This window comes from Methyloligella halotolerans (assembly GCF_001708935.1).
GTDB classification, from domain to species: domain Bacteria; phylum Pseudomonadota; class Alphaproteobacteria; order Rhizobiales; family Methyloligellaceae; genus Methyloligella; species Methyloligella halotolerans.
In genome coordinates, this window is record NZ_MASI01000001.1 from 605,155 (window position 1) to 617,477 (window position 12,323).

A 12,323-nucleotide genomic window follows, 5' to 3' on the forward strand; every position below is an offset into this window, starting at 1 on the left:
GTCGGGGCGAATCCGGCAATTCACCGGGCCCGATACGGCGGTGGTTAAGTAAGCTGGGTTTTTAAGTAACGGCACGGCGCTCTAGGGCGTCGTGTTAGAGGCCGATAATCGCCGTCTTCTCCGGAAGGCGGCGATTTCTTTTTGGGTTAGAGCCCCACGGTGAAGCGCTGTCGCCACGAGGGCGCCGCTGGCCCCTGCCCCCGCCGCGACGTCGAGGTCCTCGACCCCGCGAATGCCGCCCGCGGCATAGAGTGCTGTGCCGGCGCGGGCCTGATTTCCGATCTCCGCGAGCTTGGCGATATCCGGCCCGGCATTGGACCCGACGGCGCCCAGGGTCATGACGATGATGCGGGATGGCCAAAGCTTTGCGTCGGCCAACAGCATCTCGGGGCCGCGGAAGCCGGCTTGGTCGAAATCGAGAGACAGAACCACATCGTCGCCGGCCGCAGCGCAGATGGAAGCCCACTGGGCAAGATCGCCAAGGCTCTCCGAGCCGATGATGGGGGTGAGGCCTTCCTCGAGGCAAAGCCGCACGGGCTCGGCTCCCGTCAGGCCCGCATCCACCCAAACTTGCGTATCGGGCAGAGCCGCCTTGATGCGGCGGCAGAGAGAGAGATGATCGCCCGTCCGCTCGATAGCATCGAGATCGGCGATATAAAGCTCCCCCGCATCGGCCCGATCGACCAGGGCGCTCGCCAACGCGACAGGATCGTCCGCGCTCCCCAGGGGCGTCTGGATCGGCCGATAGGTTTCCCGGGCACCGGCTTTGCCGTGCACCACCTGACCGTCCATGAGGTCGAGTACGGGGATAACGGAGAAATCTCTCATCCCATTCAGGTAGCGTCTGCCGGGCCGCTTGAATAGCGGCGTGGTATCGCGGAAGAGAAGTCCATGGACAAAGTCATCGGTTGGGATCTCGGCGGCGCGAACCTCAAGCTGGCCGTCGTCGAAGAGGGAGCGCTCGCGCGGGCGGTCCAGATTCCCTGCCCAATCTTGCCGGATCGCTCGAAGTTCGATCAGGCGGTTACGGCTGCCTTGGAGGCCGTTCCCGAATCGGCCGGGGCGGATCTGCACGCTGTCACGATGACCGGCGAACTCTCCGACGTGTTCGAGAGCCGCCGCGAGGGCGTCGCCTATCTCATCGCCCTCATGGAGCGGACGGCCGCGAAGACGCCGTTGACGCTCTGGGCGGGGGAAAAGGGGCTTCTCGCACCGGAGAGCGCAAAGCGAGAGGACCAGGCCGTGGCCTCGGCAAACTGGCTCGCCACCGCCGTTTTGGCAGCGCGGCGGGAGGAGACCGGGCTTCTGGTGGATATCGGCACGACGACGACGGACCTGATTCCATTTCGGGACGGCATTCCCCGCATGCGTGGAAAGACGGATGCGGCGCGGCTCACGGAGGGCGAGCTGATCTATTCCGGCGTGGTGCGCACCCCGGTGATGGCGCTCGCCCAACGGGCCCCATTTCAGGGACGGATGCAGGGCGTGACGGCGGAGAAATTCGCGACCCTGGCCGACATCTACCGGCTGACCGGTGAGCTGCCCGCAGATGCCGATCCCTACCCGACCGCAGATGGCCGCGACAAAAGCCTAGAGGCGAGCGCTGCCCGGCTGGCGCGAATGCTGGGCCGGGACGCGGACGACGCTCCCATGGCCGATTGGCTAACCCTGTCGCGATGGTTCGCAGACCGTCATCGGGAGCAGATCGTCCGGGAAGCGGAGGCCGTGATCGCACGCGAAGCCCTGGCGCCGGATGCGCCTGTGGTCGGCGCGGGTTGCGGGCGTTTCCTGGGCGAAGCGCTCGCGCGGATGCTCGACCGGCCCTATCGGGATTTCGGCCTCTCCATCGGCGCAGCGGAGCCGCTTCGGGACGCTGCCGCCGTCTGCGCACCGGCAGTTTCGGTGGCGCTCCTGGCTGCAACCGATCAGGAAGGCTCCGCGTTGTCTTTCCGGTAGGAAACAGCCATTTGGAGCTAGAAATGCGTAATTATTTCATTGCCCTCGGCCTCGCCGCCGGCACCGCTGCGCTTGCTGCAGGCGGCCCGGCCCATGCCACGCCTGGCCAGTCCGCGACATCGGCGCATGCCGCCAGCGCGTCGGCCGTTCAGCAGGTCGATTTCGTCGATCGGGCGGAACGGCGCCTCCGCCGCAACGGCTACACGGTGATTCCGCCGGCGCCTCCCGGGACGGCTCCGGTCATCGTCGGCACGGGACCCGCCGTGGCGGTGCCGCCTGGCGCAGCCGTGGTCCCGGTCCGTCCGACGACCTGCGGCGAGTATCACTACTGGAACGGCATCGCTTGTGTAGACGCGCGATACGAAGAGACGCCGTAGACAGATGATGCAGGAGAGGTCTTTCGGCTGCCGGCTCGCGTCGCTTCTCATTGCCGCGGGCGTGATAATGGCAGTTGCGGGGCCTCTCCTGACTTCCACAAGTGCAGTCCTTGCTGCGCCAGCCTTGCCGCAGCCGCCGTTGGTGCTGCCGTCCGGCGAGGTCGTGCTCGCGAAGAGCGTTCGTCCCCCTCCCCGTACGTTTTTCCGCATTCCCGGCAAGCATCACCGGAAGCGGCCGCAGACATGCCCGGAGGGCGCGGTCTGGAATGGGAAGGTCTGCGTGAAGGTGAAGCGGCGCTAGGCCCGTAGGCCTCACCGCGCTGGGCTGATCCGCCCTATTGGGCCGCGTCCTTATAGAACGCATCGATCTTGGCCATCAGCATATCCCAGGCTTCCTGCTCGCGCGGGCCGGCGGTCTTCTCGATGGCGATGGTGAGATAGCCGATCTCCTGCTCGACCTTCTCCCGTGGCAGCATCTTCAGACGGCTCGCCAGGATGGCCGCTTCCAGCACGGCACTTTTCGCCCGGTTCATACCGCCGAAGGGTGCGTGGTTGACGGTCTTCACGACGCGGCAGGAAAAGCGCGGGCGCAGCTCATCTTCCGAGATGCTCTCCACAGCAAGCTCGGCATGGGCCAGGGTCTCGGCGAGACGGGCCCCGGGCACGGCTTCCGCGGGCACCGTGGGCCATTCCTTCCTTCCCGTGAGGCAGCCGGCGAAGACGAGCACGTCGTCGGTGAAATTGGCGACGGCATGGGGGTTCTCGCGCAAATTCTCCAGGGTCGTGGAGGGATGAAACGGCGCGATGATCCAGTTGTCGTCATCGGCAATGATGCCGAGCGGGGCGACGTGGACCTCTCCCCCGCCGCTCATTGTCGTGACGATGCATTCGCGGATCATCGGCATGGCGCGCGCGGACCTTAGGAGGCCGTCTCCTTCTTGATCTTGCGGTCTGGGATCTTGTCGCCGCCTGCCTGCTCCGCCTTCTTCACAGGCTTGTCCTTGCCCGGCTCCTCTTTCGCAGGCGGGGTCCCAGGCTCCTTTTCGGCCGGGGGCGTCTCTCCAGGCTCCTTCTTCTCAGGAGGAGTCTCGCCGCTGGCCTTCTGCTTCTTCTTGCCCTGCTTCTTGGTGACGAGGGTGTGGCCGGCTTCCTTCAGCTGGGTCTCGTCCTCATCGTCCTTCGGCGCGGCGACCCCCCAATCCAGGGGCTCGTCCTGGGCGTAGCGCTTACCGAGCTGCCAGGCGATCTGGGCCTTGGTCAGCTCTGCTGCGAGATAAAAGGCATGCGCGCCATCCTCCTCCACCCCGAGCTTCGGGAAGAGGTCGAAGGCGTCGTCGGCCACGTGATGCATGTCCCGGTTGAAGATGTGGATGCCGTCCTCCGCCGTATAGATGCGGAAATTCTTGTCCTTGATCTCGGCGGCCAGCTCGGCCAGCTCTTCCGGCGTCTGGGGAAACGGCCGTCTGTCGTGGAGGCTCAGCAGCCCGGAGTCATAGTCCTTCGGCAGATCGTGATCGCCTCTGGACGCATGCATGATGCGCCTCGCCAGATCGTGCTCCTGCACGGTGCGCCTCGTGTGGGGGCTGACATGGACGACGAGGACGTTGCGGATGTGCAGCTCCGAGCAGATGCCGAGCAGCATGGCGGTCACGCCGCCGGAGTCGGCATCGGTCAGCTCGGTCAAATTCCCCGTTCCCATGAGAATCTCGCAATCGGGATATTGCCGGCGCACTTCGGCGTAGCGCTCCAGGGATGTCATGAAGCCGAAGTTGATCGGGTCGAGCACCGGGTCCGCCATATAGGGCAGCCCCTTCTTCTCCATGGCGTCCATGGCGCGGTAGAGCGAGTTGAGATCGCCGTGGTCCTTCGGGATGAGAACCGGGACCGACGCCACCTCATCGGCGATATGGAGCGTGTCCTCGTTGAGGCTCAGGAGATAGTCGGCGCCCGCCTTGCCGCCACGCAGAAGCTCTTCGGGGTTCGCGGAGTCGACGCTGACCTTGTAGCGCTCGCCGTGGAGTGCCCGGATCGCCTCCTCCAGGTGCGGAAACGGCGTATCGGGAAGACAGCGAGATCGATCACGTCGGCGCCGGCCTCGTTCAGCTCCGCGGCGCGCATGACCAGGGTCTCGACGGAGAGCGCGGAGGCATCGACGATCTCGGCGAAGATCTTGATGTCGTACTGGCTGAGATCGGCGTCGCGCTTCGCCTTGCCGAAATAGGTCGGCAGATCCTTCAGCTCGTCGGGGCCGCGCACGAAGGGCACGCCGAAGCGCTCGGAGAGCTGATCGAGATCGGCCCGGCACCGTCCCGGCACCATGACCTGATCCGCCTCGACGGGCTCGGGCAGGCGCCGGGCGATGATCTCCTCGGTCATCAGGGCCGCGACCTTCACGCCGATATCGAAGACCTCGTACTCGAAATCGGGCTGCATGCCCTCGAGCACGGCTTCGAGGCGTGGCTTGGCGATATGTCCGGTCAGAAAGAGAATGGCTTCAGCTATCCGTTCGAGCTTCGAAAACAGCGTCCCATGGCAGAGGCGGTCGCCTCCATAACAGAGGCGGTCGCCCTGGCAAGCGTCAATCGATGGCCGCGCCGCACGTCTGTCCGGACGCGAGCGCCGTGGCGAAATCCTGCTGGTCCCCCTTCCCAAGAAGGAAGGTGGGCACGCCGGCGGCGCGCAGCATGTCGGGAAATGCCTCGTCGACGATGCCCTCACCTGCCAGCGCGGCGGCGCTCGTCACTCTTTGGCGCCGTTCGATCGACTTCACGACGTAGCAGCGGGTCGCGGCCAAACGGCCGGCCAGCCACAGCGCCAAGCTGTCGGACGTGATGGTCCAGGACGGCGCGATCTCCGGCCGGTTCGCCACATGAGCAGCAGGTGCCCAAACCGCCACCCGGTTCTGATCCAGGCTCTCCAGCAGCGCCGTCTCGCTATCGCCGACCGTAAAATCGGGGCGTAATCCCGCCACGGCCCAGGCGAGTTGATCCATGGCGAGCAGCGCCATGCGGTGAGCAGCCGGATCGCCGAAGCCGAGGGCGGACTGGGTCGCCCGAACCTCGTCGGCCAGGGCGCCGCCGCCCGGAACCACGACAACAGGACATGGGGCGCCGGCGATGGCGTTGAGCCAGGCCTCGAGGTCGCCCGAGCGCACGACGCTGCCGCCGAGCTTCACCACGATGGGGCGCAGATGCTCCGGAATATGGGCCGGGCGGCCGGCGGCAGAGGTCTGGAGCGCCTGCCCGCTCATGCCCGCCGCTTCCGCATGATCTCCGTACCGACGGCGCCGGGGTCCTTGTCGAGCTTCTCGACCTTCACCTTCACGGTCTGGGCGCGCGGATGGTTGAGCACGCGGGCCGCGATCTCCTCGGCCATGGTCTCGGTCAGATTGATATGGCCGCTGCCGACAACCTCTTTCACCGCATTGATGATGACGTCGTAGTCGAAGGTGCGGTGGATATCGTCCTGAAGAGGCTGATCGCTCGCGCCGATCTCGACATCGACGGAAACGCGTACGCGCTGGGTCACGCCCTTCTCGTTGGAGTAGACGCCGATCTCGCTATCCAGGACGTAGTCGTGGACGAAGATGCGGTCGAGCGGCTCTCCGCCGGTCGCGTCGGCCGACGCTGCTGTGGTGGATGCTAAACGTTGTGCGGTCTGTTCCGGCACGTCACTCGCTTTCATGTGGTTCGAAGAATTGCTGTCGGCCGCGATATCTCGCTGCCTACCATATCGGTGTCGGCGCATCTGCCGACAATGAGGGATCAACGCGCGAAACGGTCTCGGGCTCCGCCGGGATCAGCGCGCGGACCGCGCGGACGGCCGGCTCGCTCAGGGCGCCGCCGCGCAGGCTCGCTTCACAGAGTGCACCGCGAAAGCCCAGCAGGTCCGGTCCCAGCGGCAGCAAATCGTGCACGTGACCGGCACGAAGGGAGCCGGCAAGGCCGACGCGCAGTCCGCGGCTCCGGGCGTCGGCAACGAAGGCGGCGAGCGCATCCCGATTCAAATGGCTCAGAAGATGGCCGGAGGTCTTGTACCGCGTGTCGAGCATGACGCCGGCGGCGCCCATCTCCGCCGCCAATCCAATCGCATCACACTCCGGCAGCTCATCGGCGAAGAGCACGAGAATCAGCTGTGCACCCAGCAGTCTGGGCTTCAGCGCACGCAGACAGGCTTCCGTGGCCGCGCTTTCGAACACGCCGAACTTTACATAGTCGACGCCGGCCGTGGCGGTCTTCGCGATGGCCGTCTCCAACACATCCCGATCCATGGGGAGGTCGCCCACTGTGGCGCTCACAGGCGCGCGCCCGGCAATGCGGCGCACGGTCTCCCGCAACACGTCGTCGGGAACCGCGCCCAAGGCGCCGCGATCGGGCTCCTTGAGGTCGATGATGTCGGCGCCGGCCCGAAGAGCGATCTCCGCCTCTTCCGGCCCCCGCACGCTGGCCAGGAACTGGGTCATGTCGAAAACTGGGTCATGTCCTGCCGGTCTATCAGCGAAACAGGAAATCGAACAGGCCACCGCCGCCGCCACGGCGCTGCTGTGGGCGGTTCGGCTGATAGGTGCTGGTGGTGGGTTGGGGCGGCGGCTTCGGCTTGCGCAGCTGGATCCGGTTGGTGTTGCCTTCGGGATCGGTTACGGCCACGGCATAGCGGCTCCATTCCCAATCGGCGCTGTTGGAGCCCCAGCTATAGGGCTCAACGGCGAGCACCTTCTTGCCCCAGAGATCCACGATGGCGACGTAGACGAGTTCGGAGCTGCTTTCACCCGTGAGCTCCCCGGCATGGTAGCGGAGGAGGCCGATGCCGTTCTTGGCATCGTCGAGCTCGCTCCATTCGAGGATCTTGGGCTTGCCGGAGCCGAACATCTCGAGCTGCGCGCGGATGGCGGGATATTTCGGATTGAGGGCGACGAAGCGGCTGGGCTCCGGTTCCTTCACGATCCAGCCGGAGACCGGCGGCCCGAGGGGCGCCCCCTCTGCCGGAGGCACCTCCTCGTCGAGGGCGAGGAGCGCTTCGCGGGCAGCGTCCTGGAACGGATCCTTCTTCAGGGCCGTGCGATAGGCGCGGATGGCGTCGTCGTTACGCTCCAGCGCCCGGTAGACGTCGCCGCGCACGCGAGAGGCGAAGGCGCTTTCGGTGTCCATGGAGGCGGCCTGGAGGGCGTCGGTCAGCGCTTCGTCCGGCTGCTTGTCCTTCAGCTTGGTTTCGGCGCGCAAAGCATACGCCTCGCCGCTCGGCTTCTTCTCGATCACGTAGGTCAGATCCTTGATCGCGTCGTCATAGCGGCCGATGGCCGTGAAGAGCTTTCCGCGCTCCAGATAGGGCTCGAGTCCTTCGGGATCGAGAGCGATCAGCTTGTCGAGATCCTTGCGTGCGGGGCCGTATTGGCGCGCGCCGAGATAGGCTTTCGCCCGGAGCAGCAGCAGCTCCTGATCGTCGGGGCTGCCGAGCAGCGCCTGGGTGAAATCGGACGCCGCCTTGTCATAGGATTCGATCGCCAGATAGGCCTTGCCGCGATTGGCATAGCAGGCGCGGCAACTGGCATCGACCTCGACCGCCTTGGTCAGATCGCGGATCGCCGCATGATAGCGCTTCAGGGCCGCGTGGCTCTGCCCTCGCCCGTTCAAAGGCACGGCGCTGGTGGACATGAGCTGCACAGCCTTCCGGAAGTCCTGGAAGGCAGAATCGTATTCGTTCAAGGCGACATGGGCATTGCCGCGATTGTTGAACGCCACGCCGTAATTGGGGGAGAGCGCCACGGCGCGGTCGAAATCCTTCACCGCCTCCTCGGCGTGGCCGAGCTGGAGCAGCGCGTTGCCGCGGTTGTTGTAGACGCTGGCGTTTTCCGGCGAGAGGGTGATGGATTCGTTGAAATCCTCGATCGCCGCCTTGGAGTCTCCGAGCCGCCATTTGGCGATGCCGCGATCGCTAAAGATGCTCGCCTTCACGAAGTCGGAAATCTCGGGCTGCTCGAGGGCCAGGTTGAGAGAGGCGATCGCCTTGTCGTACTGGCCGCGCATCAGGGCGGCCGCGCCTTCGCGCGCCCGGAGCAGCGTGACGTCCTCCTTGGCGCGGGCCGCTGCCGGCAGGGCGAGAGTCGCCGCGGCAAGGCATGCGGTAAGGCATACGACAAAACACGCGCCAGAACGCGGAGTATGACTCACAAGACGCAGCATCGATTTCCGGCCTGGCCGCTCCTCCAATCCCCTTCTCCTTTATCCTCCAGGAGAGGTTGTCAAGAAAGCGTCTCTCGGGCTTCCCACGTTACAAAGTGAGGAGCGCGCGAAACACCTCAGGCAGCATTTCCGGCACATCCTCGGAGATCAGGCCGGGGCCGAACGCGCGTGCCGCTTCGCCGTGCAGCCAAACCGCGGCGGAGACTGCCTCAAAAACAGGCAAGGCCTGATCAAGCATTTCCTGGGCGAGAAGACCGCCGATCATTCCTGCCAGAACATCGCCCGTTCCGGCGGTGGCGAGCCAGGGCGACGAGGTCGCATTGATGCTGGCGCGGCCATCCGGCGTTGCCACGACCGTGTCGGGACCTTTGAAGACGACGACCGCGCCGGAGCGCTTTGCCGCCTCACGTGCGGATTCGAGCTTGGAGGCCGGCTCCCCTTCCGTCTTGGGCTTCAGATCGGGGAAGAGCCTCGCGAACTCGCCTGCGTGAGGTGTGAAGACGGTTGGCGCCTGGCGGTCCTGCACAGAGTCGAAGAGCTTGTCCGGGGCGTCGGCGAAGGAGGTCAGCCCGTCGGCGTCGATCACCACGGCGGCACGGCTTTCGAGCGCCGCCTGGACCATCTCGCAGGCCGGCTTGCCCACCCCAAGCCCCGGGCCCAGTACGGCCGAATTCTTGCGGGTGTCGGACAGAAGCTCCGAGAATTCCTTCGCGCCGTCCACCGGACGGACCATCACCGCGGTAAGCTGGCTCGCGTTGATGGAGAGGGCATCCTTGGGCGACGCCATCGTCACCAGCCCTGCCCCTATGCGCAAGGCGCCGCGCGCTGCGAGCCGGGCGGCCCCCGTGGCATCGGCCGGGCCCGAAACCACTACGGCATGGCCGCGGCTGTATTTATGGCCGCCAACCTCCGGCCAGGGAAAATCGCCGAGCCAAAGCCTCGGCTCGTTGCCGAAGGCCGACGGCGCGATATCCTGCAACACGGAATCCGGGATGCCGATATCGGCGAGGGTGATCTCGCCGCAATATAGACGGCCCGGCAGCAGCAGATGTCCGGGCTTGAGACGGAAGAAGGTGACGGTGGCCTCGGCTTCGATCGCGATACCGCGCACCGACCCGGACGTCCCGTCGATGCCGGAGGGCACGTCGACGGCGATGGCCGGGATGTCGCTGTCATTCAGAGCCTCTATCAAGGCCGCGATATCGCCCTCGATCGGACGCGCAAGCCCTGCCCCGAATATGGCGTCGATCACCACATCGGCCTCGTCCAGCAGATCGGCGCTCAGGGGCTCGACCTCGCCCTCCCAGCGCTCGGCATGGGCGGCAGCGTCTCCGGGGAGCTTCTCCAGGGATCCCAGCAGGCCGAGGCGCACGCGGTAGCCCTTCTGCTGCAGGGCGACAGCGGCCACGAACCCGTCGCCGCCATTGTTGCCGGGACCGCACAGCACGCTGACGGATTCGGCTTGCGGATAGCGCTTGAAGACCTCGTCCGCGACTGCGTCCCCGGCGTTCTGCATCAGATCGTATCCCGGCACGCCCCGCTCCGCGGTCAGCCGGTCGGCGACGGACATTTCCTTCGCGGTGAGCAGCTCAAGCACGAGAATTGACCTTCGTTGATTAGTTGTTAGGCGAAACGCCTATAACTTGTGCAGTGCAACAGGCGGTTTTAGCGGAATTTTTGTGCGGTTTTCTCTATCCTGTTGGAATACCGAGGTTATTCCGCCGCATCATTTTTGGCATAGCGCATGCTACATGCAGTCGACTAACAAAGCCAAAGGCGGACGCCGTTGCTAACCGCCACCCACCACCCAGCGGGGAGATGCCGTCATACATGAAAAAAGTCGAAGCTATCATCAAACCGTTCAAGTTAGATGAAGTGAAAGAAGCGCTGCAGGAGATTGGCCTGCAGGGCATCACGGTAACCGAGGCCAAAGGCTTCGGACGTCAGAAAGGCCACACGGAGCTCTATCGCGGCGCCGAATACGTGGTCGATTTCCTCCCTAAGGTAAAACTTGAGCTCGTGATCGACGACGACATGATCGACAAGGCCATCGAAGCGATCAGCCGGTCCGCAAAAACCGGCCGCATCGGCGATGGTAAGATCTTCGTGTCGGCCGTGGAGGAAGCGGTGCGTATCCGTACCGGCGAAACCGGGCCAGAGGCCATCTAGGAAGGCGATAGCCTGAGAGGGGCGCCGTATGTCGCCCCATCATCAATTCATCAAGGATTGCCGCCAGGGTTGCCTTGCGGCGATCATCCTTTTTCCGAAACGACAGGGGAGTACTATGGCAGACGCTTCGAGCTTAGTGAAAAAGATCAAGGACGAGGACATCAAGTATGTCGATGTCCGGTTCACGGATCCCCGGGGCAAGATGCAGCACGTCACCATGGATGCCGGGCTGATGGACGAGGAGGCCTTCGCCGAGGGCGTCATGTTCGACGGCTCCTCCATTGCCGGCTGGAAGACCATCGACCAGTCCGACATGAAGCTCATGCCCGACTGCGATACGGCCATTCTCGATCCCTTCTTCGCCCAGAGCACCCTCGCGGTGGTCTGCAACGTGCTCGAGCCGACGACGGACGAGCCCTACGAGCGCGATCCGCGCGGCGTGGCCGTCAAGGCGCAGGAATACCTGAAGCAGACCGGCGTGGGCGACATGGCCGTGTTTGGTCCGGAGCCGGAGTTCTTCATCTTCGACGACGTCCGCTTCAAGGCCGATCCGTATAACTGCATGTTCCGGGTCGACTCCTCCGAACTCCCGTCCAACATGGACACCGAGTACGAGATGGGCAACATGGGTCACCGACCGCGCACCAAGGGCGGCTACTTCCCCGTGCCGCCGATCGATTCCGGCCAGGACCTCCGCAGTGAGATCCTCAGCGTCATGGGCGAGATGGGCGTTCCGGTGGAGAAGCATCACCACGAGGTCGCCGCGGCCCAGCACGAGCTCGGCATCAAGTTCGGCCCGCTGGTGAAGACCGCCGACAACATCCAGCTCTACAAATACGCTGTGCACAACGTCACGGCCGCCTACGGCAAGACGGCGACGTTCATGCCGAAGCCGGTATTCGGCGATAACGGCTCGGGCATGCATGTGCATCAGTCGATCTGGAAGGACGGCAACCCGACCTTCGCCGGCGACAAATACGCCGACCTGTCGGACAACGCGCTCTACTATATCGGGGGCATCCTGAAGCATGCCCGCGCGCTGAACGCCTTCACCAATCCCAGCACCAACTCCTACAAGCGTCTGGTGCCGGGCTACGAGGCGCCGGTGCTGCTGGCCTACTCGTCGCGCAACCGTTCGGCCTCCTGCCGTATTCCGTTCGGCTCCAGCCCGAAATCAAAGCGCGTCGAGGTTCGTTTCCCCGATCCGATGGCGAATCCCTATCTCGCCTTCGCCGCGCTTCTCATGGCCGGTCTCGACGGCATCGAGAACAAGATCGATCCGGGTTCGGCCATGGACAAGAACCTCTACGATCTGCCGCCGGAAGAGCTGGCCGACATCCCGACCGTGTCGGGCTCCCTGGCCGAAGCCTGCGAGGCTCTCGATTCCGATCGCGAGTTCCTGAAGAAGGGCAATGTCTTCACCGAAGACATGATCGACGGCTATCTGGAGCTGAAGATGGAAGAGATCGACGCGCTGCGTCTAATGCCACATCCGGTGGAGTACGAGCTGTATTACAGCTGGTAGTCGCGCTGCCGACACACGGCGGATAGGCTGAAAACGAAGGGGGCGGCTCTTGCGCAAAGAGCCGCCCCCTTTTTGTTGCCCGGCCTGCCCTTTTCAGCTCGCGGTCCCCGTATTCTC

The 12,323-nt window shown here is 64.8% G+C and carries 11 protein-coding genes and 1 pseudogene; 4 read left to right on the forward strand and 8 right to left on the reverse strand.

Translation table 11 applies throughout. The annotated features are described in order from the left end of the window. Positions 1-81 precede the first annotated feature (81 nt). A complete protein-coding gene (locus tag A7A08_RS03010; protein WP_069094017.1) occupies positions 82-828 on the reverse strand; it encodes a HisA/HisF-related TIM barrel protein in 747 nt (248 codons plus the stop codon). A 63-nt stretch (positions 829-891) separates the two neighbouring features. Here A7A08_RS03010 and A7A08_RS03015 point away from each other — a divergent pair, with 63 nt between their 5' ends. Both A7A08_RS03015 and A7A08_RS03020 read left to right on the forward strand, forming a co-directional pair. After that, entirely contained in the window at positions 892-1,956 is a 1,065-nt protein-coding gene (locus A7A08_RS03015) for a hydantoinase/oxoprolinase family protein (protein WP_069094018.1), read from the forward strand. A 23-nt stretch (positions 1,957-1,979) separates the two neighbouring features. Continuing rightward, positions 1,980-2,333 (forward strand): hypothetical protein, encoded by a 354-nt coding sequence (locus A7A08_RS03020; RefSeq protein ID WP_069094019.1) that lies wholly within the window; start codon positions 1,980-1,982, stop codon positions 2,331-2,333. Positions 2,334-2,668: 335 nt separating this feature from the next. On the opposite strand, the gene A7A08_RS03025 is transcribed toward A7A08_RS03020, so the two are convergent. The 7 genes and pseudogenes from A7A08_RS03025 to A7A08_RS03060 all read right to left on the reverse strand — a co-directional run bounded on the left by A7A08_RS03025 (position 2,669) and on the right by A7A08_RS03060 (position 10,109). Beyond that, entirely contained in the window at positions 2,669-3,238 is a 570-nt protein-coding gene (locus A7A08_RS03025) for a DUF447 domain-containing protein (RefSeq protein ID WP_069094020.1), read from the reverse strand. 14 nt (positions 3,239-3,252) lie between these two features. Then, a pseudogene (locus A7A08_RS15415) lies at positions 3,253-4,835 on the reverse strand (DUF6513 domain-containing protein). A gap of 76 nt (positions 4,836-4,911) precedes the next feature. Further along, entirely contained in the window at positions 4,912-5,583 is a 672-nt protein-coding gene (locus tag A7A08_RS03040; RefSeq protein ID WP_083226396.1) for an amino acid kinase family protein, read from the reverse strand. Beyond that, the gene (locus A7A08_RS03045) at positions 5,580-6,017 is read right to left on the reverse strand and encodes a dihydroneopterin aldolase (RefSeq protein ID WP_069094023.1); all 438 of its coding nucleotides are present in this window, start codon (positions 6,015-6,017) and stop codon (positions 5,580-5,582) included. The genes A7A08_RS03040 and A7A08_RS03045 overlap by 4 nt, the downstream gene beginning before the upstream one ends. A 40-nt stretch (positions 6,018-6,057) precedes the next feature. Next, positions 6,058-6,795: a (5-formylfuran-3-yl)methyl phosphate synthase gene (locus A7A08_RS03050; RefSeq protein ID WP_069094024.1), complete on the reverse strand. Its 738-nt coding sequence runs from the start codon at positions 6,793-6,795 to the stop codon at positions 6,058-6,060. A 31-nt stretch (positions 6,796-6,826) separates the two neighbouring features. Beyond that, positions 6,827-8,539 carry a tetratricopeptide repeat protein gene (locus tag A7A08_RS03055; RefSeq protein WP_069094025.1) on the reverse strand — a complete coding sequence of 571 codons (1,713 nt, stop codon included), beginning with the start codon at positions 8,537-8,539 and terminating at the stop codon, positions 6,827-6,829. A 61-nt stretch (positions 8,540-8,600) separates the two neighbouring features. Continuing rightward, positions 8,601-10,109: an NAD(P)H-hydrate dehydratase gene (locus A7A08_RS03060; RefSeq protein ID WP_280948614.1), complete on the reverse strand. Its 1,509-nt coding sequence runs from the start codon at positions 10,107-10,109 to the stop codon at positions 8,601-8,603. Positions 10,110-10,342: 233 nt separating this feature from the next. Here A7A08_RS03060 and A7A08_RS03065 point away from each other — a divergent pair, with 233 nt between their 5' ends. Together A7A08_RS03065 and glnA are read left to right on the forward strand one after the other, a co-directional pair. Continuing rightward, positions 10,343-10,681, forward strand: coding sequence for a P-II family nitrogen regulator (locus A7A08_RS03065; RefSeq protein ID WP_069094026.1), 339 nt, complete (start codon positions 10,343-10,345; stop codon positions 10,679-10,681). 115 nt (positions 10,682-10,796) lie between these two features. Then, positions 10,797-12,206: a type I glutamate--ammonia ligase gene (gene glnA / locus A7A08_RS03070; protein ID WP_069094027.1), complete on the forward strand. Its 1,410-nt coding sequence runs from the start codon at positions 10,797-10,799 to the stop codon at positions 12,204-12,206. Positions 12,207-12,323 lie beyond the last annotated feature (117 nt).

Excerpts from the sequence above, each read along its gene's own strand:
- A7A08_RS03010 (WP_069094017.1), bottom strand. The coding sequence starts at position 828 with ATGAGAGATTTCTCCGTTATCCCCGTACTCGACCTCATGGACGGTCAG.
- A7A08_RS03015 (WP_069094018.1), top strand. The coding sequence starts at position 892 with ATGGACAAAGTCATCGGTTGGGATCTCGGCGGCGCGAACCTCAAGCTG.
- A7A08_RS03020 (WP_069094019.1), top strand. The coding sequence starts at position 1,980 with ATGCGTAATTATTTCATTGCCCTCGGCCTCGCCGCCGGCACCGCTGCG.
- A7A08_RS03025 (WP_069094020.1), bottom strand. The coding sequence starts at position 3,238 with ATGCCGATGATCCGCGAATGCATCGTCACGACAATGAGCGGCGGGGGA.
- A7A08_RS03040 (WP_083226396.1), bottom strand. The coding sequence starts at position 5,583 with ATGAGCGGGCAGGCGCTCCAGACCTCTGCCGCCGGCCGCCCGGCCCAT.
- A7A08_RS03045 (WP_069094023.1), bottom strand. The coding sequence starts at position 6,017 with ATGAAAGCGAGTGACGTGCCGGAACAGACCGCACAACGTTTAGCATCC.
- A7A08_RS03050 (WP_069094024.1), bottom strand. The coding sequence starts at position 6,795 with ATGACCCAGTTCCTGGCCAGCGTGCGGGGGCCGGAAGAGGCGGAGATC.
- A7A08_RS03065 (WP_069094026.1), top strand. The coding sequence starts at position 10,343 with ATGAAAAAAGTCGAAGCTATCATCAAACCGTTCAAGTTAGATGAAGTG.
- glnA (WP_069094027.1), top strand. The coding sequence starts at position 10,797 with ATGGCAGACGCTTCGAGCTTAGTGAAAAAGATCAAGGACGAGGACATC.